General features: G+C 70.8%; 23 protein-coding genes and 1 other RNA gene. 5 read left to right on the forward strand and 19 right to left on the reverse strand.

What is annotated here, in order from left to right; genetic code table 11:
* Nucleotides 1-10: 10 nt before the first annotated feature.
* Together HD593_RS64035 and HD593_RS49905 are read right to left on the reverse strand one after the other, a co-directional pair.
* On the reverse strand, nt 11-145 hold the full coding sequence (locus HD593_RS64035; RefSeq protein WP_272894589.1) for a hypothetical protein: 135 nt from the start codon (nt 143-145) through the stop codon (nt 11-13).
* 110 nt (nt 146-255) lie between these two features.
* Nucleotides 256-1797 carry an MmpA family trehalose lipid delivery protein gene (locus HD593_RS49905; protein WP_185109901.1) on the reverse strand — a complete coding sequence of 514 codons (1542 nt, stop codon included), beginning with the start codon at nt 1795-1797 and terminating at the stop codon, nt 256-258.
* Nucleotides 1798-1883: 86 nt separating this feature from the next.
* On the opposite strand from HD593_RS49905, the gene HD593_RS49910 reads away from it, so the two are divergent.
* Nucleotides 1884-3713 (forward strand): hypothetical protein, encoded by a 1830-nt coding sequence (locus tag HD593_RS49910; RefSeq protein ID WP_185109902.1) that lies wholly within the window; start codon nt 1884-1886, stop codon nt 3711-3713.
* A 556-nt stretch (nt 3714-4269) separates the two neighbouring features.
* Here HD593_RS49910 and HD593_RS49915 read toward each other — a convergent pair.
* Complete coding sequence (locus HD593_RS49915; RefSeq protein ID WP_185109903.1) at nt 4270-6447, reverse strand: acyl-CoA dehydrogenase family protein; 2178 nt, start codon at nt 6445-6447, stop codon at nt 4270-4272.
* A 94-nt stretch (nt 6448-6541) separates the two neighbouring features.
* A complete protein-coding gene (locus tag HD593_RS49920) occupies nt 6542-7381 on the reverse strand; it encodes a hypothetical protein (protein ID WP_185109904.1) in 840 nt (279 codons plus the stop codon).
* 770 nt (nt 7382-8151) lie between these two features.
* Here HD593_RS49920 and HD593_RS49925 point away from each other — a divergent pair.
* Nucleotides 8152-9582: an AMP-binding protein gene (locus tag HD593_RS49925; protein WP_185109905.1), complete on the forward strand. Its 1431-nt coding sequence runs from the start codon at nt 8152-8154 to the stop codon at nt 9580-9582.
* Nucleotides 9583-9600: 18 nt separating this feature from the next.
* On the forward strand, nt 9601-10704 hold the full coding sequence (locus tag HD593_RS49930; protein ID WP_185109906.1) for a S1C family serine protease: 1104 nt from the start codon (nt 9601-9603) through the stop codon (nt 10702-10704).
* Nucleotides 10705-10791: 87 nt separating this feature from the next.
* Here the strand turns inward: HD593_RS49930 and HD593_RS49935 are convergent, their stop codons facing one another.
* Complete coding sequence (locus tag HD593_RS49935; RefSeq protein ID WP_185109907.1) at nt 10792-11754, reverse strand: GlxA family transcriptional regulator; 963 nt, start codon at nt 11752-11754, stop codon at nt 10792-10794.
* A 99-nt stretch (nt 11755-11853) separates the two neighbouring features.
* Between HD593_RS49935 and HD593_RS49940 the strand changes: the two genes are divergently transcribed.
* Entirely contained in the window at nt 11854-12264 is a 411-nt protein-coding gene (locus tag HD593_RS49940; RefSeq protein WP_185109908.1) for a hypothetical protein, read from the forward strand.
* Here HD593_RS49940 and HD593_RS49945 read toward each other — a convergent pair.
* The 13 genes from HD593_RS49945 to ftsE form a co-directional block, all read right to left on the reverse strand.
* A complete protein-coding gene (locus HD593_RS49945; protein ID WP_185109909.1) occupies nt 12209-13372 on the reverse strand; it encodes an ARPP-2 domain-containing protein in 1164 nt (387 codons plus the stop codon). The two genes, HD593_RS49940 and HD593_RS49945, sit on opposite strands and share 56 nt — an antisense overlap.
* On the reverse strand, nt 13369-14757 hold the full coding sequence (locus tag HD593_RS49950; RefSeq protein ID WP_185109910.1) for a hypothetical protein: 1389 nt from the start codon (nt 14755-14757) through the stop codon (nt 13369-13371). Before HD593_RS49950 ends, HD593_RS49945 begins: the two co-directional genes overlap by 4 nt.
* Before the next feature lie 151 nt (nt 14758-14908).
* Entirely contained in the window at nt 14909-15742 is an 834-nt protein-coding gene (locus tag HD593_RS49955) for a phosphatidylinositol-specific phospholipase C/glycerophosphodiester phosphodiesterase family protein (protein WP_185109911.1), read from the reverse strand.
* 80 nt (nt 15743-15822) lie between these two features.
* Nucleotides 15823-16413 carry a hypothetical protein gene (locus HD593_RS49960; RefSeq protein WP_185109912.1) on the reverse strand — a complete coding sequence of 197 codons (591 nt, stop codon included), beginning with the start codon at nt 16411-16413 and terminating at the stop codon, nt 15823-15825.
* Entirely contained in the window at nt 16410-17336 is a 927-nt protein-coding gene (locus HD593_RS49965; RefSeq protein WP_185109913.1) for a hypothetical protein, read from the reverse strand. The genes HD593_RS49960 and HD593_RS49965 overlap by 4 nt, the downstream gene beginning before the upstream one ends.
* Nucleotides 17337-17441: 105 nt before the next feature.
* Nucleotides 17442-18545, reverse strand: a complete 1104-nt coding sequence (locus HD593_RS49970) for a hypothetical protein (protein ID WP_185109914.1) — start codon at nt 18543-18545, stop codon at nt 17442-17444.
* A complete protein-coding gene (locus tag HD593_RS49975) occupies nt 18542-18886 on the reverse strand; it encodes a hypothetical protein (protein ID WP_185109915.1) in 345 nt (114 codons plus the stop codon). Before HD593_RS49975 ends, HD593_RS49970 begins: the two co-directional genes overlap by 4 nt.
* Nucleotides 18883-19266 (reverse strand): YbaB/EbfC family nucleoid-associated protein, encoded by a 384-nt coding sequence (locus HD593_RS49980; protein ID WP_185109916.1) that lies wholly within the window; start codon nt 19264-19266, stop codon nt 18883-18885. Before HD593_RS49980 ends, HD593_RS49975 begins: the two co-directional genes overlap by 4 nt.
* Nucleotides 19267-19460: 194 nt before the next feature.
* Nucleotides 19461-19844: a transfer-messenger RNA gene (gene ssrA, locus HD593_RS49985) on the reverse strand.
* Nucleotides 19845-20154: 310 nt separating this feature from the next.
* Entirely contained in the window at nt 20155-22011 is a 1857-nt protein-coding gene (locus HD593_RS49990; RefSeq protein ID WP_185109917.1) for a penicillin-binding transpeptidase domain-containing protein, read from the reverse strand.
* Between the two features lie 19 nt (nt 22012-22030).
* Entirely contained in the window at nt 22031-22498 is a 468-nt protein-coding gene (gene smpB, locus HD593_RS49995) for an SsrA-binding protein SmpB (RefSeq protein ID WP_185109918.1), read from the reverse strand.
* A 48-nt stretch (nt 22499-22546) separates the two neighbouring features.
* Nucleotides 22547-23446 carry a permease-like cell division protein FtsX gene (ftsX, locus tag HD593_RS50000; RefSeq protein WP_185109919.1) on the reverse strand — a complete coding sequence of 300 codons (900 nt, stop codon included), beginning with the start codon at nt 23444-23446 and terminating at the stop codon, nt 22547-22549.
* 20 nt (nt 23447-23466) lie between these two features.
* Nucleotides 23467-24156, reverse strand: a complete 690-nt coding sequence (gene ftsE / locus HD593_RS50005) for a cell division ATP-binding protein FtsE (protein ID WP_043620538.1) — start codon at nt 24154-24156, stop codon at nt 23467-23469.
* 244 nt (nt 24157-24400) lie between these two features.
* On the opposite strand from ftsE, the gene HD593_RS50010 reads away from it, so the two are divergent.
* Complete coding sequence (locus tag HD593_RS50010) at nt 24401-24550, forward strand: hypothetical protein (RefSeq protein WP_312904322.1); 150 nt, start codon at nt 24401-24403, stop codon at nt 24548-24550.
* On the opposite strand, the gene prfB is transcribed toward HD593_RS50010, so the two are convergent.
* Entirely contained in the window at nt 24536-25651 is a 1116-nt protein-coding gene (gene prfB, locus HD593_RS50015) for a peptide chain release factor 2 (protein WP_185109921.1), read from the reverse strand. The genes HD593_RS50010 and prfB overlap by 15 nt on opposite strands.
* Nucleotides 25652-25676: the final 25 nt, after the last annotated feature.

The raw sequence follows: 25676 nt of genomic DNA on the forward strand, positions 1-25676 counted from the left end.
TCGGCTCGGATTACCGGTCGCCGTAGTTGTAGAGCGGCTGGTTGACCGGCGTGGCGGTGGCGCCGGTGAAGGTGACGGTGGTGACCGTCGCCACGAGTGCCGCAACGGCGACGCCGATCATCGCTGCTAAGAGGATCTTGATCACGGGGTTCCTCCTCGAGCGGACATTGGTGCGGGCGCCCCTAAACCTAGAACCAATTCTTGCTACTCGGAAGTAGCTAGACGAAATCTTAACAAAGTCGCTGATCAGCGTACCTATCCGGACGGAACCCGCGCCACGGGGCCGTCGAAACGATACAACCGCAGGTCACGGGTATCGACCACCACCCTCGCGCTCCGTAGCCACATACCGAACCGCTGCCGCTCTTCACCTGTCCCCGCGTCGACTATCACGTAGCGAAATCCGGCACCCGGCAGGTTGGGCGAGGCTCCTTCTAGTACGTGTTCTAGCGCCTGGACGCGTGGGTCCTCGCTCCTGACGACCAGATCCCCCACCCGTACGGCGTCGTTGGAGACCACCCGCCGCCCCGGCGTCGCGAAGAAGCGCTGCGCGGGATCCAGCACCGCCCGCCCGCCGTTCCACGGGAACTGCCGGTACGACTCGAACGGCAGCACCAGCACGTCACCCGGCTCCCGATCGCGCCGGATGACCTCCCGCGCGGCCGTCCACCCCTCCGGGTACGGCACCGCCCCGAGCCGCCCCAGCGACCCCCACGCCATGGTCGGCAGCACGGCCACCGGCACCAGCACCAGCGCCGCCACCCACGTCCGGTGGCGCGCCACCCGCTCGGCCAGCAGCCCCAGCCCCAGCGCCGCCACCAGCGCCAGCGGCGCCACGTACTGCTGGGCGTCCCTGAACACCGCGAACCCGCCCCACACCTCCACCACGACCCACCTGAACGCCGCCCGCCCCGGCTCGCTCACCCCGGCGCACGCCACGGCCAGCCCGATCCCGGCCGCCGCGACCAGCCTCCCCTTGTACGGGACCTCCGAGCGCAGGAAGACGACGACCCCGACCAGGGTGAGCGCCAGCCTGGCCACCGCCCCGACGACGCTCTCGTACCCGGGCGGAACCGCGTACAGGTTCCAGATCCCGCCCAGCGACAGCAGGCTCCCCACCGTCCCGAACGGAGTGTCGGCCCTGGCCGCGAAGGCGTCCACGCCGGCGGGATCGCCCTCGATGCCCTGGGGCCGCAGCGCCGTCGGGATCAGCCACGGCAGGCTGAACACCGCCAGCACCGCCACCACCCGGACCAGCACGTCCCGCCGCGCCAGGGGAAGCGCCGTGAGAGCGGTCACCGTCATCGCCGCGAACCCGCCCACCGCCGCCGGCAGCACCGACAGCACCACCCTGCGCCCCGACCAGACGGCCCGCACCACCCACGGCAGCCCCGCGTACCCGAGCAGCAGCGCCCACTGCCCGATCAGCAGCCGCTCGGCCACGTACGGGTTCCACACGTAGAACGCCCCCGCCACCAGCCTCGGCCCCAGCGACTGCGACGGCGTCAGCAGCGCCGCCCCGGAGCAGCCCAGCACGAAGATCCCCAGCAGGATCCCCTTCTGCACCAGCTCGGCGGGCAGCACCTGCGCCAGCGCGGTCACCACGGCGTCGCTCGGCACCACCCGGGCCGCGCCGCCCGCCAGCCCGAACGTGAACCGCGAGAACGCCGGATCCGGCACGAACACCATGTCCTGGAGCAGCGTGAACCCCCACCCCAGGGCCGGCCCGAGCGCCAGGCAGCCCAGCGCCAGCCCGAGGAGGGCGGCGGCGAGCCCGGCTCGGGCGGTGTGCGGCATCCCGCAATGACATCACAACCGGGCCACGGCCATTCCCGTGATCACCTTCGCGTGGTTACGCTCGCCGAGACGGGAGGCTGGGGGCCATGACCGTACAGGGGAGACGATTACGCGGCGGCGACGCCGTGCTCGCCACCGGGCTGGTGATGGTGGCGGTGCAGCTCGTGTGGAAGTTCGAGCTGGTCAGGCGGACGTACTTCCGCCAGGACGACTTCCACTACATCATCAGGGGCCAGGAGAGCGGCTTCACCTGGGACTACCTGATGTGGGTCGACGTGGGCCACCTGCTGCCCGGCGGCTTCGGCATCTCGTGGGCGATGGCCCGCCTCGGCGGCTACAACGAACTGCTGGCCCACTCGATGACGATCGCGCTGCAGGCGGGGGCGAGCCTGGCGCTGCTGCGGCTGTTGTGGCTGCTGTTCGGGGCGCGGCCGGCGATCCTGGTGCCGCTCGGGTTCTACCTGCTGACGCCCATGACGATCCCGTCGCTGTCGTGGTGGGCGGCGGTGCTGGAGACGCTGCCGCTGCAGCTGGCGCTGCCGATGGCGCTGTCCTCGCACCTCCTGTACGTCAGGAACGGCCGGATCCGGCACGTGGTGGCGGCCTGCGCGTGGACGCTGTTCGGGCTGGTCTTCTTCGTCAAGGCCGCGTTCATCCCGGTGCTGATGCTGGTGATCACCGCCGGCTGGCTGGCGCCCGGCTGGAAGCGGATGTGGCGGGCCTGGGTGCCGTACGCGGGGCTGCTGGCCGCGTACTCGTGGGTCTTCTTCACCGGGCTCTTCAGCTCCGTCCAGATCAACAACGAGACGCAGACCCCTGACCTGCCGGACGCCGGCGTGGCGGGCGAGTTCTTCTGGATGCTGGGCTCCCGCGGCCTGATCCCGTCGGCGCTGGGCGGGCCGTGGCAGTGGCGGCCGATCGGGGACGACTACGCGATGGCCGCCCCGCCGGAGCCGCTGGTCTGGGCGGGGCTGGCGGTCGCGGCGGCCGTGGTGGCCGTGTCGGTGCGGTGGCGGCGGCGGGCCTGGCTGGCGTGGCTGGTGCTGCTCGGCTACTTCCTGCTCGCCGACGTGGTGCCGGTGCTGCTGGGACGGATCGAGCTGCTCGGGCCCGGCATCCTCGGCTTCGAGCTGCGTTACCTGGCGGCCACCGCCACCGTCGTGGCCATCGTGCTCGGGCTGGCGTTCATCCCGCTGGACGGCGAGGAACGGCCCTGGCTGCGCCCGCGCACCCGCCTCAGGTGGGCCTGGGCACCGCTCGCCGCCGCCGTCACGGCCGGCTCGGTCTGGTCGGTGGCCGCGTACGCCGACCGCCCGCTCGGCGGCACCGTCCGCGACTACGTCGAAACGGCCAGGCTGGCGCTCTCCCGCGTGCCGGAGGGCACGACCGTGCTCGACACGCACGTGCCGCCCGGGGTCGCCGCCGCCGCCTTCTTCCACGACTACGCCCTGCACTCCAGGCTCCTCGGGGTGCCGGACCCGTGGCCGGTGACGTGGATGCGCGAGCTGTCCGGCCCCGTGCAGCAGCCGCTGACGTTCGACGAGCGGGGGCGCCTGCGCCCGGTCGCCATCCAGGGCCTGCGCGTCCCACAGCGCGGGCCCTGCGTGCCCGTCGGTCCGGACGAGGTCCGCTTCCGCCTCCCGGGCCGGCTCCCCGGCGGCGCGTACACCGCGCAGATCACCTACCTGAACAGCGCCGAGACCACCCTGTCGGTGCGGCTCGGGCTCGGTGTCACGCAGGTCCGCGCCGGCAAGGACCTCGGCAGGACGTTCGCCCGGATCCCCGGCGAGGGCGCCGAACTGGCCCTCCGCACCACCGGCTCCGGCCCGCCGGCCTGCGTCGGCGAGATCAGGATCGGCCACCCCGTCCCCGACAAGGACGGCACGGCCATCCCTCCGAGCCCGCTGAAAAGCTAGCCGCGCAACAACCCAGCGCCCTCATGCGGGGGTCGCCCAACGGCGAGCTGCGACAGCGTCACCCCGAGCCGGGTGCCGAGCCGGGTGCCGAGCCGGGCGCCGAGCCAGCCTGGCCATCGGCCCGAACCTGGCCCACGTGCTCGCCCTGCGCCTGCCTGAGCAGGCCGCCCAGCCTGCCCATGCGGCGTCGCCGCAGGCCGGCCGCTTGGCGGGCCGCCGCAAGTCGCCTGCTTGGCAGATCGCTGCAGGCCGACCACTTAAGCGAGCCGCCGCAGGCCAGCCGCTTAGCGGATCGCTGCGGCCGACCACTTAGCGGGCCGCCGCCGCAGGCCAGCCGCTTAGCGGATCGCTGCGGCTGACCGCTTGGCAGGTCGTCGCGGGCCGACCGCTTAGCGGCCCGCAGGTCACCTGCCTGGCAGGTCGCCGCCTGCCGACCGCTTAGCGGGTCGCCGCAGGCTGACCCGCGCGGGGGCCGCGCCCCTCGCCCCTTCCCCTCAAGGACCGCAGCGAAGTGCGGCGGGGAAGGGGCGAGGGGGCAAGGATGTGGCGACGGGCCCTACTTGCCGGGCTCCGGGTCCCTCGGCAGCCCCAGCATGCGCTCGCCGATGATGTTGAGCTGCACCTCGGTGGTGCCGCCGTAGATGGTCATCGCCCTGGTCGCCAGCACCGCCCGGTTCCAGTAGCCGGCGTCCCCGAGCTTCATGTCCGCCGCGATCACCGCAGCGGCACCGAGCAACTCCACCGCACTCTCCGAGACATGCTGGGCGTGCGAGGTTGACAGCAGCTTCCGTACGGACGCGTCCGCCCCCGGCTCGGCCCCCGCGAGCTGCTTGAGCGTGACCCGCAGCGACAGCGCGTTGATCGAGTGCCCCTCGCAGACCACCTCGGCCACCCGCTGCGCCTCGGCCGGCGTCAGCTCCCGGCCCAGCCGCCCGACCAGCCCCAGCAGGTCGGGCACGGACGCGCCGGTGCCGCCCGACCCGGACGACAGCGAGACGCGCTCGTTGGACAGCGTGTTGCGGGCCACCTTCCAGCCCTCGCCGACCTCGCCCACGACCAGGTCGTCCGGCACGAACACGTCGTCGAGGAAGACCTCGTTGAACAGGTTCTCGCCGGTCATCTCGGTCAGCGGCCTGACCGTGACGCCCTGGGCCTTCATGTCGACCAGGAAGTACGTGATGCCCTCGTGCTTGGAGCCCTCGCTGGAGTTGCGGGCGATGCAGATGCCCCACTCCGCCACGTGCGCGACGGACGTCCAGATCTTCTGGCCGTTGAGCTTCCAGCCGCCCTCGACCTTCTCCGCCTTCATCTGCAGCGACGCCAGGTCGGAGCCGGCGCCGGGCTCGGAGAAGAGCTGGCACCAGATCATCTCGCCGCTGAGCGTCTTGGGCAGGAAGCGCTGCTGCTGCTCGGGCGTGCCGTACGCGGCGATCGACGGCACCACCCAGGCACCGATGATCATGGCGGGCAGGCGTACCTTGGCGGCCTTGAGCTCCTGCGCGATGAGCACCTGCTCCAGCGGCTTGGCGTCGCGGCCCCACGGCTTGGGCAGGTGCGACATCACGAACCCCTGGTTGGCCAGGGCCCGCTTCTGCTCCTTGCCCTCCAGCTTCGCGATCTCCGCGATCTCGGCGCGGATCGACTCGCGCAGCGCCTCGGCGCCCTCGGGCAGGTCGATCTCCATCTCGCGGGAGACGCCCTGCAGGGACAGCTCGGTCACGGTCGCGGCCCACTCGGCCGACGAGCCGAGCAGCGCGCGCAGGGTGAGCGCGCGGCGGTAGTAGAGGTGCACGTCGTGCTCGAAGGTGTAGCCGATGCCGCCGAAGGTCTGGATCGCGTCCTTGGCGCACTGTACGGCGGCGTCGGGGGCCATGACCCCGGCCACGGCGGCCGCGAACCTGAGCTCCTGGCCCTCGGCGCGAGTGGCGTCCCAGACGGTGGCACGGGCCTGCTCCAGCGCGACCAGCATCCGCGACAACTTGTGCTTGATGCCCTGGAACTGGCCGATCGGGCGGCCGAACTGGACGCGTACCTTGGCGTACTCGGCGGCGGCCGTCACGCACCACGAGGCCACGCCCGCCGCCTCGGCGCCGAGCAGGATCGCGGCCAGGTCGCGTACGTCGGAGGTCTCGACGCCGTCCAGGATGCCCTCGGCGGGGACGACCACGTCCGACAGCTCGACCTTGGCGACCGGCCTGGTCAGGTCGAGCGACTTGATCTCGGTGACGGTGGCGGAGGAGGCGTCGACGAGCACCCACTCCTCGCCGTCGGCCGTGGCGACCGGCAGCACCAGCGAGTCGGCCAGCGAGCCGCCGAGCACGGGCTCGGCCGTACCGGAGACGACCAGGGAGCCGTCCTCGCGGCGGGTGCCGGTCAGCGAGCCGGTCAGCGCGACGGCGGCGGTCAGCGTGCCGTCCACGAACGACTCCAGGTGCTCGCGGCGCTTGGACGCGTTGATCACGGCGCTGGCCAGCACGGTAGGCACGAACGGCCCCGGCGCCATGCGCTCGGCCAGCGCCTCGACGGCCACGGCCGCCTCCAGGAGGCCGTAGCCCGAGCCGCCGTACTCCTCGGGCACGTGCAGGCCGAGCAGCCCCTGCTCGGCGAGCCCGGACCAGAACGCGGGACGCCCTTCGGTCCCGGCACGCAGCAGCTCCGAGGGGATGTTCCGCTCCGCCCAGCCGCTCACCGACTCGCGGAGCGCCTCGTGCTCCTCGCTCAACCCGATCGCCATTGTCCATCCTCCAGCCAGGTCCGAGTCATGCCCAGAATCATATTCTAGAGGATGCTTCTGGCAACCGCTCTCCCGTGCCGGTTTCCCGGGCTTCCTAGAGCGGGCGGACCTGCTGGACCAGCGTGTTCAGGTCGCGCCAGCGGGTCTTGTTCGTCTCCGGGATCGAGGCCATGAGCATCGCCGGCTTCGTCTTGCCCACCTCGATGACCGTCACCATCGCCTGCGCCTCCTGCTCCTTGCCGCCGAAGGTGTAGGTGACCTTGTAACCGAGGGTCCAGCCCTTGCCGACCGGGATCTTCTGAGAGGCGGTCCACTCGTCGAGCTCGGCGCCCTCGGGGTACTGGGTGCGGATCGTCCAGCGGGCCGCCTGGGTGGCGATCTCGCGGTAGTCGGCGTTCGAGCTGGGCTTCTTCTCCGGCGACTCGCCCGGGTACATGGCGGAGGCGATCACCGTGTGCGGGATGGCGACCTTGCCGATGCGCTGCGCGATCGAGAACGGTGGGAACGACTTCGCCTTCCACGGCGAGGCCAGCCTCGGGTAGGAGATGCCGCTGTTCTTGTCGGTGATCGTGCCCGTCACCGAGGACGCCGTGCCGGACAGCGTGGCGTACTTCTTGGAGTCCGGCACCGGCGGCAGCACGATCGGCGTCTCGGTCGGGGTCGGGCTGGTCGACACCGTGGGTGTCGCCGAGACCGACGGCACCGGCGCGACCCGGACGATCTGCTCGCCCGGCTGCTGGTTGGTGGGCACGTCGCCACGGAACACGACGAACACCAGCAGCACGGCCACGACCGTGCCGAGGATGGCGCCGACCAGGTAGACCGCCTTGATCGGGATGTCACCGAAACGGCGCGCCCTGGGCTCCGGGGGGAGCGGCGGCACGGGCGGCGGGGGCTGCATGTACTGCTGCTGCGGCGGCTGCCCCAACCGCAACCCCGCCCCCTGCACCGGCCCCGGCCCCTGCATCGGCCCTGGGCCGTGAACGGGACCCGGCCCCTGCCCATGACCCGCACCCGGACCCTGCGACTGACCTGCTCCCGGCGCCTGGCCCGCGCCCGGGGCTTGGCCGGACCCCTGCCCCTGGCCTGGGCCGGCACCTTGGCCCTGGCCCGGACCCGGGCCCTGGGCTGGAGTTGGTGTGCCCGTCGGGGTCTGGCCCGGGGGCTGGGCGGAGGGCCCGCTCGGCGGCTGCCGCTTCGGGGCCTGGCTCGGCGCCGGGGCGACCATCTTGCCGGGCGACCGGCCGGCCCCCTGCTTCGGCGCCTCAGCCGGCGCCTTCCCGGAAGCCTGACCGCTCGCCTGACCTGCAGACTGCCCACTCGCCTGACCTGCGGGCTGACCACTCGCCTGACCTGTGGGCTGACCGGCGGCCTGACCGTTGGGCTGGTCACCCGACTGGCCACCCTTCTGGGCGGTCGGCTGGTCACCGTTCTGAGCGGCCGGCTGATCGGCGGGCTGGCCGGGCGACTGCCCCTCGCCCTGCTTGGGCGACTTCACCGGGCTGGACGGCCCAGGCGTGGGCGGCCGGGAGATCCTGACCGTCTCCTCCGCGGGCAGGACGACCTTGCGGAACGGGGTGGTGGGTGAATCATAGGTGCGCCTGCGCTCGCCGTCGTCCGCCATGGCCTTGAGGTTACGTCACGAAGGAGCGGGATAATTCCTCTATTCCCCCAGCAGAATCTAATTCTGTAAGGTCTGCGAACATGAGGGGTTTCTATGAGATCGCCGCCAACGACCCTGAACGCCCCGCCCTCCTCGGCGACGAGGGCATCACCTACGGACGGTTGCTCGACCGCGTCAACCGCGCCTCCAACGGCCTGACCTCGCGCGGAGTCGCACCGGGCGACTGCGTGGTGACCGTGCTGAAGAACGGGGCCGACGCGCTGACCATGATGCTGGCGACGTACCAGATCGGGGCCTATCTCGTCCCTGTCAACTGGCACTTCACCACCGAGGAGATCGACTACATCGTGGGCGACTGCGGCGCCAAGGTGGTGATCGCGCCGGACGCCCTCACGGTGGACGCGCTCGCCGCCGGCCAGCCGGCCACCCCACCCGAGCACCGGCGGGCCGGGTCGATGATGCTCTACACCTCGGGCACCACCGGCCGGCCGAAGGGGGTGCGCCGGCGGCTGCTGGACCTGACGCCGGAGGAGCTGTACCCGATCCTGATGCGCAAGAGCTGGAAGCACTTCGGCCTGCCCATGAGCGGGGTGCACCTGGTGTGCTCGCAGCTCTACCACTCGGCGCCGTACGGGCAGGCCATGATGGCACTGCAGTTCGGGCACTCGATCGTGGCTCCGGAGAAGTTCGAGGCCGCCGCCGCGCTGGAGCTGATCGAGCGGTACCGGGTGACGAACGCCTTCATGGTGCCCACGATGTTCCACCGGCTGCTGGCGGTGCCGGACCGGGAGTCGTACGACCTGTCGTCCCTCACCCACCTCTTCCACGGGGCCGCCCCGTGCCCGCCGGCCACCAAGCAGGCGATGATCGACTGGCTCGGGCCGGTGCTCTGGGAGTACTACGGCTCGACCGAGGCGGCCGTGGCCACCATGGTCTCCTCGCAGGAGTGGCTGGCCAAGCCGGGCACGGTCGGCAGGGCGCTGGACGGGATGTCGTTCACGATCGTGGACGAGGACGGCCGCGAGGTGCCGCCCGGCTCGCCGGGGCTGGTCTACATCGGCGGGATCAACCGCTTCGAGTACCACGGCGACCCGGACAAGACGGCGGCCGCCATGCGCGGGCGCGACTACACGCCGGGCGACATCGGCTACCTCGACGAGGACGGTTACCTGTTCCTGCTGGACCGGCGGACCGACCTGATCATCTCCGGCGGGGTCAACATCTACCCGGCCGAGATCGAGGCGGCGCTGCTGGAGCACCCCTCCGTGTCCGACGTGGCGGTGATCGGCGTGCCCGACCCCGAATGGGGGCAGAAGGTGGTGGCGCTCGTCCAGCCGGTGGCCGGGGTGACCGGCGGCGAGGAGCTCACGGCCGAGCTGCTGCTGCACTGCGCGCCCCGGCTGGCCAGGCTCAAGCATCCGCGGCTCATCGAGTACAGGGAGTCGCTGCCCCGTACGCCGACAGGCAAGCTGAGCAGGCGAAACGTCCGGGAAGCGTATCTTTCGAGCTGAGCTGGGCAGGATCTCCGCATGAGGGAGATCGTCGCGGGACTGGCCGCCGCAGCCGTACTGGTCGCCGGCTGCGGGCCTCCCCCTACCACCACAGGCACCGTCAGCCCGACCGCGCCGGCCTCGCCCACGGCCTCACCCACGGCCTCGCCCACCAGGCCGGGAACGTCGCCCGCCTCGCCCACCGCGACGCCGCAGGCGCTGGAGGCGGCGTACGAGAAGGTCATCTCGGACGTCCTGCCGTCCATCGTGCAGATCAACACGAAGGTGGGGCTGGGGTCCGGCATCGTGTTCGACACCAAGGGGCACATCGTCACCAACGCGCACGTGGTCGGGCAGGCCACGCAGATGAACGTCACCATCGCCACCGGCGGGCCGCCGCGACCGGCCAAGCTGGTCAGGTCGTTCGCCGCCGGGGACCTGGCCGTGATCAAGGTGGACCGGCCCGACGGGCTCAGGCCGGCGCGGTTCGGCGACTCCTCGAGGCTGCGGGTGGGGCAGATCGTGCTGGCCATGGGCAACCCGCTGGGGCTGTCCGGCAGCGTCACGAACGGCATCGTCTCCGCGCTGGGACGTACGGTGACAGAGCCACAGAACCCCGACTCACCGGGCGCCACCATCGCCGGCGCCATCCAGACCTCCGCCGCGATCAACCCCGGCAACAGCGGCGGCGCCCTCGTGGACCTGTCAGGTCACGTGATCGGCATCCCGACGCTCGCGGCCACCGACCCCGCCCTGGGCGGCGGCGCCGCGCCCGGCATCGGCTTCGCGATCCCGAGCAACACGGCCACGGACATCGCCCGGCAGATCGTCGAGCACGGCAAGGTCACCAACAGCCACCGCGCCGCCCTGGGCATCCGCGGCAGCACGGTCATCGGCTCCGACGGCCAGCCGAGCGGGGTCGGGGTGGCCAGCGTGGAGCAGGGCGGGGGCGCCGAGAAGGCCGGCATCCGCGCGGGTGACGTGATCGTCTCGATCAACGGCAAGGAGACGCCGACGATGGCCGTCCTGGCCGAGACCATCACCACGCTCAAGCCCGGCGACCGCGCCCGGGTGGGCGTGACGCGCTCGAACGGCCAGAGCGAGACGGTCACCGTGACGCTGGGGCAACTGGCGAGTGAGTGAGGGCCGGTCCCCCGAGCAGGCGCCGCAGCGTGCAGCCGCCCACGACCCGGTCACCGTTCATCGCGGACACACCAGCCAGGGTCGGGATCAACCGACCGCTTGCGTCAGGCGGTAGCGGGAGGGCGGGATGCCGTACCGGTCGATGAAGGCCTGCCGCAGCGTCTCCGCGGTGCCGAACCCGCAGCGCACCGCCACCGCCGCCATCGGCAGCGAGGTGGAGGCGAGCAGGTGGGCGGCGGCCTCGGTGCGGGCCTGCCTGACGTAGCGGCCGGGCGTCTGCCCGAGGTGCCTGAGGAAGAGCCTGGTCAGGTGCCGCTCGCTGACGCCCGCCTCGACCGCCAGCGTGGCCGTGCTCAGGTCGTCGCGCAGGTGGGCCGAAATGTGTTCGAGGGTCCGCTTGACCAGGCTGTTGGCGGGCGAGGGGGCGCTGACGAACATGCTCATCTGCGCCTGGTCGCCGGGGCGCTGCAGGTAGGTGACGAGGTTCCTGGCGACGGTCCTGGCCAGCTCGGTGCCGTTGTCCTCCTCCACGAAGGCCAGCATGAGGTCCAGGGCGGCGGTGATGCCCGCGGAGGTGGCGACGTTGCCGTCCCTGATGAAGATCGGGTCGGGGTCCACGACGACGTCAGGGTAGAGCTCGGACATGCGTTCGGCCTGGTGCCAGTGCGTGGTGGCGCGGCGGCCGTCGAGGAGGCCGGCGGCGGCGAGGATGTACGAGCCGGTGCAGACGGACGACACGCGGCGGCTCTCCTTGGCGAGCCGGCGGACGTGGCCGACGATCAGCGGGTTCGCGGCGGCGTCCTCGTGGCCGATGCCGCCCGCCACCACGAGCGTGTCGAGGGGCCCGGTGACCCGCTCCAGGACGAGCTGGGCGTTCAGGGTCAGCGCCGTGGCCGTGGTGATCGGGTGACCGCCGGGGGTGGCGACGCGGTACTCGTAGTACGGCAACGCCCCGTGCCAGTTGGCGCTCTCCAGCGTCGAGGTGATGCTGGCGATCTCGAGCAGCTCCGAAGCCTCGTAGGCCACGATCACGACCCGTCGTCGGTCCATGGCCCCGACTGTAGGTCCGAAGGACGCAGAACCCAAGTTTCCGGACCTTCCTGGCTGCTTCCGTTGGCCGGCGGCACCCGTACCGGACACAGTCGGGGCATGACGACGACGACAACCTCGAAGACCGGCCGCCGGTGGGGCAGGTTCGCCCTCCACTACCTCGAAATGATCATCGCGATGTTCGTCGGGATGTTCGCGCTCGGCATGCTGCAGGCAGCCGTCGGCCTCGGCGTCTCCCACGCCGAGCAGCCGGAGCTGTGGTACCTGTCGATGGCGCTGAACATGTCGATCGGCATGGCCGCGTGGATGCGGTTCCGCGGGCACGGCTGGGCGCCGACGCTGGAGATGTGCGCGATCATGTTCGCGCCCGCCGTCCCGCTCTTCCCCCTGCTGTGGACGGGGGTCATGGACGCCGACGGGCTGATGCTGGTCTCGCACGTGGTGATGTTCCCGCTCATGCTGGTGGCGATGCTGCGCCGCCTCGACGAGTACGCCGGGTGCGCTCATTGAGCTGCTTGCGGTAGGCGTCCATGACGTCCTGCCGCAGCAGGTGCCCGAACCCCGACCGCTCCAGCCGCGCCGCCAGCAGCGGCACGCTGATCCGGAGCGTGGCGGCGGTGGCGGCCAGGTTCCAGCCGTGCGCGGCCAGCTCGCTGAGCAGGTGGCCGCGCCGGCTCTGCGCCTCCGACAGCCTGAACGTCTTCAGGTACGCCGTCCGCCCGTCCGCGCCGGTGATCGTCTCGCCGATGTGGTTCTCGCTCTTGCGCTCGAACGAGGGCAGGAACCGGCTCAGCGTGTACGGTCCCATCCGGTAGACCTCCTCCACCCGCGCGGGGGCGCGCAGCAGCCCGGCCGCCATGACCGAGTCGTGGAAGCCGGCCCACTCCCGCTCGTGGCGCTCGGCCTCGGCCCGCAGGTCGGCCAGGCTGGTGACCGCGCTCTCGTCGATCGCCGCGGGGAAGTCCCTGGCGGGGTAGAAGAGGGCGTACTCGTAGATCAGCTCGCCGTACAGGTCGCGGATGAGGGTCGGGTGCAGCGCCCGGTAGTCCTCCGGATGCGGCACGACGAACGCGCTGGCCAGCGTGTCCCCCGCGTACAGCAGCAGCCCGCACTGCCCCGGGTAGATCTCGAAGACCTTGAGCGCGTCGTCGAGCCCGCGCACCTCCGCCCCGGTGTAGGCGTCCTCGGCCCGCGGCGACAGGCCGTGCGCGATCGCCTGGCGCGACCACTCCTCCCAGGCGATCTCGGGGCCGCCGAAGTGCAGCGCGAGGAAGCCCTCCACGGCCAGGTGCAGCGGCAGGAACCGGAGCCGGTTGGTGTCGACCCGGCGGGCCATCCTGCGCCGCGTCCTGACGCACACGTGCCGCAGCGGCTGCCCGAGCTGCGTGCCGTACGCCGCCGCGGGGGTGCCGTCGCCGGTCCAGGACGCGACGAAGGCGTGCGGCACGTACGCGGTGTAGACCGTGCGGTCCGGCAGGAGCACCACGCTGGCCTCGTCGCCGTACACCTTGGCGTGCAGCCGCAGGTCCTCGATGGGTTCGCGGCGTACGAGCGGCACCAGCCGCATCGCCCCCCAGGTCTGCGCGGGCCGCGTGTCGAGCCCGGTGAGATCGATCATCGCCGGGCCGCCCGATCCTCCAGGTACGCGCGCAGCTCCGCGAGCCCCGTCCGCCCCTCGGCGAACCTGGCCAGCTCCACCAGCGCCGGCAGGTCCTCGGCGTCGCGGATGCCGGCCGTCGGCACCATCGGGGACAGCCGCCGCACGTCGAACTGCCCGGCGTCGTAGACGGGGTTCAGGTGCACGATGCCGACCTTGCCCGCCGGGTCGAGCTTGCGCCGCCAGACGCGCAGCACCTCGCCCGCCAGCCCTGGCGGCGCGTTGTCCCAGCCGTCGGAGACGATGACGAGCAAACCGGGGCGCCCTTCGAGGGCGTCGAGGATGCGCCGCCCCAGCGGCGTGGGCCCGGTCGGGCGTGCGTGCAGCGGCTCCGCGCGGCCGGACAGCCACAGCCCGCGGTAGCCGCCGGCCAGCGCCTGCAGCAGGTAGTGGCAGGCCAGCGCGACCGCGAGCGGCCGGCGGCGCTTCACCGGCGAGCCGAAGGAGGAGAAGCTGTCGTCGAGCACCGCCGCCACGCTGCCCCACGTGCCGGCCCGCTCCCCCGCCGCCCGCGCCGCCGACGCGCGCAGCGCCGCGACCAGCTCGCCGCGCCGCCGCGTCCGCACGTCCGCGGCCAGCGACAGCACGTACGAGGCCAGCCGAACCAGCGGCATCGCGGCCAGATCGGCCTCGGTACGCACCCCGTCGCGCTCGGCCGACTCGCTCAGCCGCAGCCGCTCCAGCCGGGTCAGCCGGGGCGCGACCCGCTCCAGGAAGACGGCCCTGCTGATGCCGTGGCGGGCCGCGAACCCCTCGGCGACCGTGTACGGCAGGTCGTACAGGGCGTTCTTGTCGTAGTGCGCCCGCCGCCACGCCTCCAGCACGGGCGTGTCGTAGCGGGCCCGGCTGAACGGCGCGAACAGGAAGTCGCCCAGCTCGCCCTCGGGCCGCAGGTGCGCGTGCCGGACGGCCGACTTCACCGCCGAGCGGTACTTGACCGCGTCGAAGGCGAGGTCGGGCCGGGCGGCGAGCCAGTCGCGGACGAGCGCCCTGGTGCGCCGGTTGTTGACGCCCGCGCGCCGCAGCTCCTGGAAGAGCCGGTAGACGCGGGGCGGGCTCATCCGCGCCAGCCGCCACGCGATCAGCCGCGCGTCGCCCGGGTGGCCGCCCTTGCGCCCGAGCAGGTTGGCGATGATCAGGGCGGCGTTGTGGTCGTTGATGTCGAGCGCGAGCGTGGCGGCGTACAGGTCGGGATAGTTGCCGTGGATGTAGCTGTGCAGGAAGGCGAGGGAGAGCCGCTGCTCGCCGGCCGCGCTGTGGAACTCGCGCTGGCCGGTCGAGGTGATCGCCGCGTTCGCGAAGAGCAGCACGTCCTCGCACTCGATCAGGTCGGCGTAGGTCTCCATCGGCTCCCCCGGAAGTCGTCGACTGGCCGGGGAATGGGGGCACGAACTGCGAAAGGTTCGCTGTACAGGCGGATTCCGGAAGTCGTACCGAAGTCCCGCGGCCAGTCTGGTTCCGGACCCTACAGGGGGTTCGCGGCCGGTGCGAGGGGATTTAGGCCGCTTCGCGCTTGCCGTCGTTGGCGCGCAGGAAGGCCGCCAGCCCCGCCAGGTCGTCGGTGTTGATGTGGTCGACGTCCGCGGCGATCAGCTCGCGCCAGAGCGCGTCCCTGGCCGCCCCGGCCGTGTCCGGCGTGGCCCAGAAGCGTACGCGCTGGCCGTCGCGGTGGGCGGTGGCCACGATCTGGCGCAGCTTGTCCCGCTCGGCGGCGGGCATCTCGCCGGCGCCGGTCCAGGTGAAGTGGTTCGTCCAGTTGTCGCTGATCAGCGGGATGAGGCCGGGGTCGCCCTGGCCCAGGTCCGCCATGCGGCCGTCGTAGAAGGCGTAGCGCCGCTCCTGGGCGGCCATGAGGTCGCGCGGCCGGTCGCCGCTGATCACCACGGTCACCGCGCCGGGCTTGACCCTGCCCTTGTGGTAGGTGGTGAGCAGCTTGCGGTAGCTCCTCAGCACCTTGTCCAGCTCGGTGTAGGTGGCGGCGCCGTTGTTCTTGATGTCCACCAGGAGCTGGAGCTGCTGGCGGCTGCGCGGGTAGACGCTGCCGTGGCGTACGCGCTGGGCCAGCGGGTCGAGGTAGAGCGACTGCAGCGTACGGCCGGGCCGCAGGTCCTCGGGGTCGTGCCCGACGCGCAGCTCGCCGTCCACCAGGTAGATGTCGGCCTCGACGCTGGTGAACCCGTGGTCGAGGGCGTCCAGGAGCGGGCGCTCGTGCTCGTAGTCGTTGTGCGCGTGGGCGCGGGGAAGGGGCTCGACGGCCGTCGCCGAGGCGGGAACGGCCGTGAGCAGCAGCGCGCCCGCGGTGGCCAGCACACCCAGGGTTCGACGCAACATCGCATCTCCTTAACGAGGGATGATCGAGACGCGTGCCACGTTAGGCGGGAAAGATGTGACAGGAGTGACGTTCGCCTGAACTAACGGTCCCGGGCCTTGATCCTGCCCAGCGTGAGGTGCCGGTCCCGGATGTCGGAGATCAGCACGTGCGCGACCAGCAGCAGCCCCAGGCAGAGGACGTCGGCGGCCCACCACGGGATCTCGGCCAGCAGCAGGTACCCCTGGCCGTCGCTGAGCGACCTGATCACCACCGTGACCACGGCCACCACGAGCGTGACCAGCCCCCAGCTCCACAGCGGCGGCAGGCTGCCCTTGTTCCACAGCCGCACCCGCCAGTTCATGAACACGGCGAGCACGCCGAGCAGCGCGCAGAAGCCGATCAGCCACCAGGGCAGGGCGAAGGCGGTCTGCTCGGAGATCTGCTCCCGCGTGGTGCGCAGCTCCGCCTCGGCCTCCCGCCTGGCCTGCTCGGCGGCGGCGAGCCGGCGTTCGAGCTGGGCCACGCTCTGCTGCTGCCGGGAGGGCGGCGCGGCGTCCTGCGTCGGCAACATCCGCGTCACGACGGTCAGCATGATCGCCACGAACGACAGCGCCAGCACGATGGCCATGAACAGGTCGATGAAGCGCAGGTCGAGCGGCGGGGCGAACGACCTGGGGGCCCGCTTCCTCACTGCTCCCTCACCAGCGTGTACTTCTGCGGCCGGCTCTCGGCGGCGGCCAGCCGGTCGACGGCGGTACGCAGCGCGTCCAGCCCCTTCACCAGCTCCTCGGTCCTGCCCCGCGAGTGGGCCAGCTCCTGCGTGAGGCCCTGCATGTGGGACAGCTCCTTGGTCAGCCCCTGCACCTGGGCCAGCTCGCGGGTGAGCCCTGCCAGGCCGGGCACGGCCTCCTTCTTGCCTGGCAGCCGCGCGAGGTAGACCAGGAATACCTCGTCCGCCGCCCCGACGTTGGCCCGCTCGCCCCGCTCGACCAGCGCCATCGCGCCGAACGCGAGCACGCTCAGGAACAGCGCGATCATCGTGACGCCGAACGCGGAGGCCAGCTCGGGCAGCACGTACTGCTTGAGCGCGGCGATCAGCACGGAGGGGTCGCCCCGCCCGTCCAGCGCGTCGCCGAACGAGCCCACCATCGCGGCCATGGTCAGCGCGGTGCCGATGAACCCGAAGACCGGCAGCGCCCAGATGAGCGCGTGGTCGAGGTGATGCCTGTTGGCCATCTCGCTCTCGTCCAGCGCGGAGCGGGCGCTCAGCACGGCCTCGCAGTCGCTCCCGGCCTCGGCCGCCTCCTTGAACAGCTTGAGCCGCCGCGCCACCAGCGTGTCCTCGTTCGGCTTCACCGACCCGATGCTCGCCACGGCCCGCGCCGTCGCGGCGCTCTCCCGCCGGATGTCCGGCACCGCCCTGACGATCCTCAGCACGGTGGTCACGAACACCGCGATGACGAGCGTGACCACGAGCTCGGCCGCGGCCGGGGCGGTCGTCGCGCCCACGAACCTCAGCAGCGCCCCCACCGCGCCCGCCACCAGCAGCACCCCGGACACCAGCAGCCCCACCAGGGGCGCGAACGCCGAATGGCGCCAGTCGTACCTTGACACGCTTCAACCCCACCTAGAACACCCGAATTGTCAAAGCACCACCTAAGCACACGTAGAGCAATGATTGGTGACAGAGTGGCAGATCTGTGACTCTGGGGCGGGGCCTCAGCGGGTGTAGTCGAGGGGGCCGTCGTTGAACAGCTTGAACGGGCCGTTGAGAATGGCCTGCTCCAGCCCCTCGTCGTGCTCGTACGCCAGGTCACGGTAGCTGGCACCGTGGCCCCTGAAGTCGTCCTCACCGTAGGTCTGGCGGGCGTCCTCCTCGTAGCCGAGCTGGGTGCCCATCCGGTACGCCGCCCGGTTGGCCGCCTCCTCCTCCCGGCCCCGCGCCTCGGCGTACTCCTCCATGGTCATCCCGAGAGGGCTCGGGTCCCAGCGGCTCTTGGCGATCTCGACCTGCCGGACGAACTCCCCGGCCATCGCCTCGGGGGTGGACCAGCCGGCACCGCCGATGTGGATGACGTTCAGGTTCCGGTTGTAGCCGGACCCGTACTCGTTCTTCCCGCTCTGGTACAGGGTGGTGATGCCGTGCTCCCTGGCGTACGCGAGCGCCGCCCGCCCCTCGGGCGTCTGGTTCAGCACGTGCTCGGCCGCCTCGCGGGCCCGCGAGTTGTCGTCGAAGGGGTCGAGGGAGAGCGTGTTGGCCGCCACCAGGGCCGTCTGGATGCCGGGCACGATCATGAGGCGGGCGAACAGCTGCTTCGCGAGCCGCAGGGCGGCGACCGCGTTGCCGCCGATGTTCCGCTCGATCTGGGCCAGGGTGGCCTGGAGCGCCTTGCGCGTGCCCATGGTCCTGATCCTGGTGAAGAGCGCGCCGATCGCCGGGCCCAGCGCGAAGGCCCTGATGATCGACAGCAGCAGGGCGAGGAGGGCGAGCACGACGGCGTACTTCCACACCGTGCGCAGCACCACGACCGCGGTCGTCCCGGTGCCGACCAGGGCGTTGGCCAGCGCCCCGTCGCCCATCCGCTCGTCCGTGCCGCTCCACGCGCTCTCGAAGACGGACAGGTCGCCGCTGTAGTTGCCGGACGCCCGTACCTGGGAGACGGCCGCCCCAGACTCCACCCGGCCGCCCTGCGAGGCGGAGGCGAGGTCCATCCACGACCCGGCGCCGTCGAGGCGCTGCGTCTCGTCGGCACGCGGCCACGGGGCGTCGGAGGCGACCAGCCCGTGCACGACCCGAAGCCCCGGCGGCATCTCCCAGCTCACAGCCCCTCCAGCCCGGTCCGTACGCGCTCGGCCGACTCGACGCCGGCCTGCTCGGCACGCGTGTAGTTCTGCTCCGACAGCTCGGCCTTCGCGGCGTGGTCGCGCAACGTCCGTGCCGTGGCGCCGAACGCGTTCTGCACCAGCTCGGTCAGCCCGGCGAACTCGACGTCGAACCCCGCCCCCGGCCGCTCGGGCGCCGCCCCGGCGCCTCCCGCGTGATCGGCCCTGCCGAGCGCGCCGCCCAGGGCCCGCTCCAGCTCGTCCGCCTGCTCCCTGAGCCTGCCGGCGGACACGGTCCGGCTGCCGTGGACGACCTGGATCCCGTCGCCGCGCTCGCTCATCGCCGGGTGCCCTGCTGCATCAGCCGGTCCAGCCGCGCGGTCAGCTCGCCGGCGGCCAGGAGGATCTCGTTCATGTTGCCGCGGGCGTCGGCCTCGATGTCCTTCAGCAGCGCGGTCAGCTCCGGCGTCTCCTGCCGCAGGACGTCGGGAACGGCCTGCATCGCGCGCTCCTGGGCAGTGGCACGGGCCCGCCCGAACGCCTCCTTGATCGCGGCGGCCAGCTCTTCGGACGGCAGCCGCATCGCCCTGGGGTCGATCACCAGCTCCACCAGGTCGCTGGTGCCGTCGACCGTCACCTTGACCAGGCCGTTCGCCGCGGCCTCGACCTCCCGCAGCTCGGCGAACCGGTCCAGGAAGTCGGCCTCGTCCGAGGTCGCCATGGCCCCTCACTTTCGGTCATGCTCGATGGCAAATTTCGGCCAAAGAGATCCAAGCAGAAGGGCACGGCGCCACCCGTGATCGATCTTGAAAGTTCGCCCACGGTTCACCCGGCGGTTCCCCGGCGCACAAAACGTCGTGAACGCGAAAAACCGCCCCCACCTGCGGAGTTTCCGCAGGTGGAGGCGGTCTGAAGTGGTGGAGGTGGCGGGAATCGAACCCGCGTCCTTCAACCCCAAGTCAGGGCTTCTCCGGGCGCAGCCTGCTGTGCTTTTCTCAGCCCCGGCGATCACGCAGGCGAGTCGCCGACGGGCTCAGCCACTGTTTGATTTCCCGATCGCCCCCGTGGCCGGGTTGATCGGTTGAGCCTTCTAGCGATGCCAGACACCGGGCCGAAGGCACTCCCGGGCTGACAGTGGTTTCGCTACTTAGGCAGCGAGCGCCAGGTCAGACCTGGCAGCCACAGTGCTCTTGGAATTGGCACTTGTAGTTTGCGGTCACAGGATTAACGAGGTTATGTCCGCAGTCCTCGGCCCGCTTCACCTGGCTTGCAAGGTCAAAGTCGAAGCCAGTCACCCCCTGTGCAGTTTTCAACACGCGCCCCGTCAGGACGTGGCCCGCGCATTGATGAATCTACAGGGGACAACACCCTCAACGCCAACTTAATTCCTGGTGTAGCCGCACATGCCGAAACCCCCGGGAGCGTGGCACAGAGGCGCGCGCTCCCGGGGGCCGACCGGCAGGGTCGAGCCGGTCCGGACGGCAGGACTTCCCCCGAGATGAAGTCCTGATCTCATCACGGCGACTGGGACCGCAACCCCCCGAGCGGGCCCAGTCATTCAGTAAGACGCAATCGGATGCCCGGATGGTTGCTCAGCGTCGCGACAATTTCACGATGGGTTGCGCAGGCCCGCGAAGAAGCTGCCCGCCACGGCCGCGGGGTCGTAGTTCTTCGTCAGCACCGCGATGGCCACATCGCCCTGCCAGCCGACGAACCAGCCCTGCTGGCTGCCCGCCGACGCCCGGACGCCGTAGACGCGGCCCTTGCCCGCCTGGGCGGGCGTACCGGCCGCGCCGGCCCGCATCATGGTCGTCAGCGCGGCGCGGACCTCGGCGTCCATCGGAACGGGCGCCGGCTGGGTGGCCGGGGTCGCCTCGGCCGACGGGTCGGGCGACTTCGGGTCGGTGACCAGCACCGGCGGCCGCCACGTGCCCGAGCCCACCGCCGCGGCCACCAGGGCCATGCTGAGCGGACTCATCTGGACGTTCTGGCCCGCGATGGCCTTGGCCTTGTCGGCGTCGCTGGCCAGCCCCGGCAGCGCCCCGCTGAACGACTTGAGCGGCAGCCGCCACGGCAGCCCCACGCCGAACGCCTTCGCGCTGCGCTCCAGGTCGCCGGCCGTGACCCGGCGGGCCAGCGAGGCCAGCGCGGTCACGCAGCCCTTGGCGAAGTTCTCCTGGAAGGTGGCCGAGGTCGTGACGCCCGTGGACTGCCCGGCGTGCACGAACTTGGCCCCGCCGACCGTGCGCTCCTGCGGGCAGGCCAGCTTCTGCTTGGTGCTCACCTTCTTCTTCAGCAGCGCGTCGGCGGCCACGATCGAGAACGCCGTGCCGGCGGGGAACTTGCCGGCCAGCGCGTCGCGCTCCTGGTGCAGGCCCTTGGTGCTGACGGCGAGGATCTCGCCGGTGTCGCGCTGCACCGCCACCAGCGCGCTCGTCCCGGTGTCGGCCACCGCCTGCTCGGCCGCGGCCTGCGTGGCGCGGTCGATCGTGGTCTTCACCGAGACGTTCTGCCGGCCGGGCCACTCCTCCAGCTGCGCGACCTGCCGGCCGGTCTTGAGGTCGAGGGTGACCACCCTGGTCTCGGTGGAGCCGGTCAGGTAGTTCTGGTAGGCCTGCTGCAGGCCGTTCCTGCCCACCGAGTCGCCGGCCCGCTGCGGGCCACCGAGCTTCTGCTCGGTCTCGGGCGTGAGCGCGCTGACGTCGCCCACGATCTGGCGCGGCGCGTCGGGATCGACGGGCTGCTCCTGCGCCTCGATCTCGACCCCGTCGATGGCCTCCAGCTTCGCCTGCATCGACTGGTAACGCGAGCGCCCGAACGTCACGAGCTGGACGAACTTCTCCGGAGGCGAGGACCTGACCCGGCTCAGCAGCCGGTCCTGGGCGTAGCCGGTGACCTCCGACAGCTGGGTGACCACCTCTTCCGCCTGGTCGCCGAGCTGGTTGGGGTAGACACCGGCGACGTAGAGCACCCTGTCGCTCTGGAGCGCGTCGCCCGCCCTGTCGACGATCGGCTGGCGCGGCCTGGGCCGGGTGTCGACCGCGAACCGCTGCCCCTCCTTGAGCTCCGGATGCAGGACCGAGGGCGACCAGCGCACCTTCCACGAGCCGTCGACCAGGTGCAGCGGCAGCACGCCTTCGTACTGCCACAGGGGGTTGTTCTCCCCCAGGTCGACCTCGGCGTGGAAGTCGGCCTTGGACTCGTCGCCGGTCACGCCGATACTCGTGATCTTGAAGCGGAACGAGGCCGCGTCGAGCTCCAGCTTGGCGTCGGCCAGTGCCTTGCGCACCGTCGCCGCGTCGCCGTCGGTGCGGCCGGCGGCCAGCTCGTAGTCCTCCGTCTGCCAGCCCACGAGGAAGTCACGCACCGCGTCGTGCGGTGACGGCTCCTCGAAGCAGCCGGTCAGCGTGGTGCTCGCGACCGCCAGGGTGACGGTCGCGGCCAAGGTGCGGCGGGCGCGTCTCATCGGTTGCGGTGTCACACTCTCATCGGTTGCGGTGCCGCAGTGCCCGGGCCATCTCCCGCTTGGCCTGCTGCTCCGCCAGCGACTGCCGCTTGTCCCAGTCTTTCTTGCCTCGGGCCACGGCGATCTCGACCTTGGCCCTGCCGTCCTTGAAGTAGAGCGTCAGCGGCACGATCGTGAGCCCGCCCTCCTTCGTCTTGGCGGCGAGCTTCTCGATCTCCTTGCGGTGCAGCAGCAGCTTGCGCTTGCGGCGCGCCGCGTGGTTGGTCCACGTGCCCTGGGAGTATTCGGGAATGTGGACGTTGAGCAGCCACGCTTCGTTGCCGTCGATGCTGGCGTAGCCGTCGACGAGCGAGGCGCGGCCCTCGCGTAGCGACTTCACCTCGGTGCCCTGCAGCACGAGACCCGCCTCGAAGGTGTCCTCGACGTGGTAGTCGTGCCGAGCACGCTTGTTCTGGGCGATGACCTTCCGCCCGGTCTCACGTGGCATGCTTCGACTTTACCGGCGACCGGGGCGGTCACGACCCAAGCGCACCCGCTACACCCTGAGGTAGCGGCGCAGCGTCACGAACGAGGCCAGGATACAGATCACGACACCGATGATCATAGTGAGCGTGATCGTCTGGGCCAGGTCGTTCCAGCCGAGCCCGGTGCCGAAGAAGTTGACGACCTCGTCGAACAGGAACACCTTCGCCAGGATCAGGATGATCGCGGCGAACACCCCGCCGACCAGGCCGGCGATGACGCCCTCCATGACGAAGGGGAGCTGGATGTAGAGGTTGGAGGCACCGACCAGCCGCATGATGCCCGTCTCCCTGCGCCGGTTGAACGCCGACAGCCGCACCGTGTTGCCGATCAGCAGGGCGGCCGCCAGCACCAGCACGACGGCCACCGAGAGCGCGGCCACCGCGAGCGTGTTCAGCAGCTTGAAGAACGGGGCGATGAGCTGCTTCTGGTCCATCACCTGCGCCACGCCGGGCTGGCCCTTCATGGCGTCGATGATGGGCTGGTAGTTGTCAGGATTCTCCAGGCTGATCCTGAACGACTGGGGCAGGTCCTCGACCTTGGTCGCGTCGACCAGGGCCTTGTTGGACGAGAACGACTGCTTGAAGTTCTCGTACGCGGCCGCTTCGTCCTCGAACACCACTCCCTTGACGCCGGGGGTGTTCTCGATGTGCTCCTGGAGCGCCTTGGTCTGCGCGGGCGTGATCGCCTTGCCGTTGCAGGCCGTCATGGCCGTCCCCTTCTTACAGAGGAAGACCGAGATTTCGACCTTGTCGTTCCAGTAGCCGCTCATCAGCCCGACCTGACTGTTGATCATCAGGCCGACACCCAGCAGCGCCATGCTGACCGCCACGGTGATGACCACGGCGATCGTCATTGTCAGGTTACGGCGGAGGCCGATCCAGACCTCGGAGAAGATGAAATTCGCCCGCATGTCTTGTCTGCAGCTCCCTGTCAGTACGCCTGGCCGTACACGCCACGCGACTGGTCACGGACGATCTTGCCGTCCTCCAGCTCCACGACACGCTTACGCATGGAGTCGACGATGGCCGCGTCGTGCGTGGCCATGACGACCGTGGTGCCAGTCCTGTTGATGCGGTCGAGCACCTTCATGATGCCGATGCTCGTCGCGGGGTCGATGTTGCCCGTGGGCTCGTCGGCCAGCAGGATCATCGGCCTGTTGACGAACGCGCGGGCCATGGCGACGCGCTGCTGCTCACCGCCGGACAGCTCGTCGGGCATGCGGTGCGCCTTGCCCTCCAGGCCGACCAGCTCGACGACCTCGGGCACCACCTTGCGGATGAACCGCCGGGGCTTGCCGATGACCTCGAGGGCGAACGCCACGTTCTCGTAGACGTTCTTGTTGGGGAGCAGCCTGAAGTCCTGGAAGACGCAGCCGATGCGGCGGCGCAGGTGCGGCACCTTGAAGTTGGAGAGGCGAGCCAGGTCCTTGCCGGCGACGTGGATCGCGCCGGAGTTGGGCCGCTCCTCCTTCAGGATCAGACGAAGGAACGTCGACTTGCCTGATCCCGAGGGACCGACGAGGAACACGAACTCGCCCTTGTCCACGTCAACGGATACGTGGTCGAGGGCGGGCCGGTTCTGGTTCGCGTAGACCTTGGTGACATTATCGAAATGGATCACGAGAGCATCACGGCATGCCAGTCTAGGGGTCAGGACGGAAGCGAGGGTGGCACATGCCCACTTCCCGCCACCGGCCGATCGGGGGCGTTGACTTTACTGATGATCGACGTTCCGATTGGCCAGACGACAGTCTAGGGGGAAGACTGGCATGGAACGTCCATAACGGAAACAAAACGATTGTGCGGCTAGACTTGGGGCTGTCATGAGTTGCGAACACCTCGTATGCGCCCAGTGCGCTCACCCCGTGGTCGAGGGGCGCTGCCCCGTCTGCCGCGCGAACAGGGAGCGGATGCACAACCACGGCTTCGCCGGGCTGCCACCCGCCCTCATCGCCCTGCTCCTCGTCGCCCTGCTCGTGCTGACCCTCGCGGCCCAGCACCTACTCGGCGCCTGACTCCTGTCGCCGCATCCAGCGGATCTCCGACTCGATGAACTCGTCGAGGTCGCCGTCGAGCACCGCTGACGGGTTGCCCGCCTCCGTGCCCGTGCGCAGGTCCTTCACGATCTGGTACGGGTGCAGCACGTAGTTGCGGATCTGCGTGCCCCACGACGTGGTCGTGGCGCCGCGCAGCTCCGACATCTTCTCCGCCTCCTCCTGCCGCTTGCGCTCCAGCAGCTTGGCCTGCAGCACGTTCATGGCCGTGGCGCGGTTCTGCAGCTGGGAGCGCTCGTTCTGGCAGGAGACCACGATGCCGGTCGGCAGGTGCGTGATGCGCACCGCCGAGTCGGTGGTGTTGACGCCCTGGCCGCCGGGGCCGCTGGAGCGGTAGACGTCGACGCGGATCTCGTCCTCGTTGATGTCGATGTGGTCGGTCTGCTCGACGACCGGCACGATGTCCACGCCGGCGAACGAGGTCTGCCGCCGCCCCTGGTTGTCGAACGGGCTGATGCGGACCAGCCGGTGGGTGCCGTGCTCGCCGCGCAGCGTGCCGTAGGCGTACGGGGCCTTGATCGTGAACGTGGCCGACTTGATGCCGGCCTCCTCCGCGTAGGAGGTGTCGTAGACCTCGGTGGCGTAACCCTTGCGCTCGGCGTAGCGCAGGTACATGCGCAGCAGCATCTCGGCCCAGTCGGCCGCGTCGACGCCGCCCGCCTGGGAGTTGATGGTGACGAGCGCCTCGCGGGCGTCGTACTCGCCCGAGAGCAGCGTGCGCACCTCCAGGGCGCCGATGTCGGACTTCAGCCCCTCGAGCTCCTTGTCGGCCTCGGCGCGCGTGTCGTCGTCGCCTTCCTCGGCCGCCAGCTCGTACAGGACCGTGAGGTCCTCCAGCCGGCGCGCGACGCCCTCCACGCGGTTGAGCTCGCCCTGGAGGTGGGAGAGCTTGCTGGTGACCTTCTGGGCCTGCTCAGGGTCGTCCCAGAGGTCGGGCGCGGCAACCTGCTGCTCCAGCTCCGCGATCTGCTTGCGCATCGCGTCGAGGTCGAGCACGTCCTGGATGCTGCGGAGCGTGCCCCGGAGCTCGTTGATCTCTTCTGCCGGATCGATGCCTGCCACGTCTCCCAAGGGTACGCGACCCTCG

It is taken from the genome of Nonomuraea rubra (assembly GCF_014207985.1).
In the GTDB taxonomy this organism is placed as follows: Bacteria; Actinomycetota; Actinomycetes; order Streptosporangiales; family Streptosporangiaceae; genus Nonomuraea; species Nonomuraea rubra.

Coding starts and splice junctions, on each gene's coding strand:
- HD593_RS49905 (WP_185109901.1), bottom strand. CDS start 1,797: ATGCCGCACACCGCCCGAGCCGGGCTCGCCGCCGCCCTCCTCGGGCTG.
- HD593_RS49910 (WP_185109902.1), top strand. CDS start 1,884: ATGACCGTACAGGGGAGACGATTACGCGGCGGCGACGCCGTGCTCGCC.
- HD593_RS49915 (WP_185109903.1), bottom strand. CDS start 6,447: ATGGCGATCGGGTTGAGCGAGGAGCACGAGGCGCTCCGCGAGTCGGTG.
- HD593_RS49925 (WP_185109905.1), top strand. CDS start 8,152: ATGAGGGGTTTCTATGAGATCGCCGCCAACGACCCTGAACGCCCCGCC.
- HD593_RS49930 (WP_185109906.1), top strand. CDS start 9,601: ATGAGGGAGATCGTCGCGGGACTGGCCGCCGCAGCCGTACTGGTCGCC.
- HD593_RS49935 (WP_185109907.1), bottom strand. CDS start 11,754: ATGGACCGACGACGGGTCGTGATCGTGGCCTACGAGGCTTCGGAGCTG.
- HD593_RS49940 (WP_185109908.1), top strand. CDS start 11,854: ATGACGACGACGACAACCTCGAAGACCGGCCGCCGGTGGGGCAGGTTC.
- HD593_RS49945 (WP_185109909.1), bottom strand. CDS start 13,372: ATGATCGATCTCACCGGGCTCGACACGCGGCCCGCGCAGACCTGGGGG.
- HD593_RS49950 (WP_185109910.1), bottom strand. CDS start 14,757: ATGGAGACCTACGCCGACCTGATCGAGTGCGAGGACGTGCTGCTCTTC.
- HD593_RS49955 (WP_185109911.1), bottom strand. CDS start 15,742: ATGTTGCGTCGAACCCTGGGTGTGCTGGCCACCGCGGGCGCGCTGCTG.
- HD593_RS49975 (WP_185109915.1), bottom strand. CDS start 18,886: ATGAGCGAGCGCGGCGACGGGATCCAGGTCGTCCACGGCAGCCGGACC.
- HD593_RS49980 (WP_185109916.1), bottom strand. CDS start 19,266: ATGGCGACCTCGGACGAGGCCGACTTCCTGGACCGGTTCGCCGAGCTG.
- HD593_RS49990 (WP_185109917.1), bottom strand. CDS start 22,011: ATGAGACGCGCCCGCCGCACCTTGGCCGCGACCGTCACCCTGGCGGTC.
- smpB (WP_185109918.1), bottom strand. CDS start 22,498: ATGCCACGTGAGACCGGGCGGAAGGTCATCGCCCAGAACAAGCGTGCT.
- ftsX (WP_185109919.1), bottom strand. CDS start 23,446: ATGCGGGCGAATTTCATCTTCTCCGAGGTCTGGATCGGCCTCCGCCGT.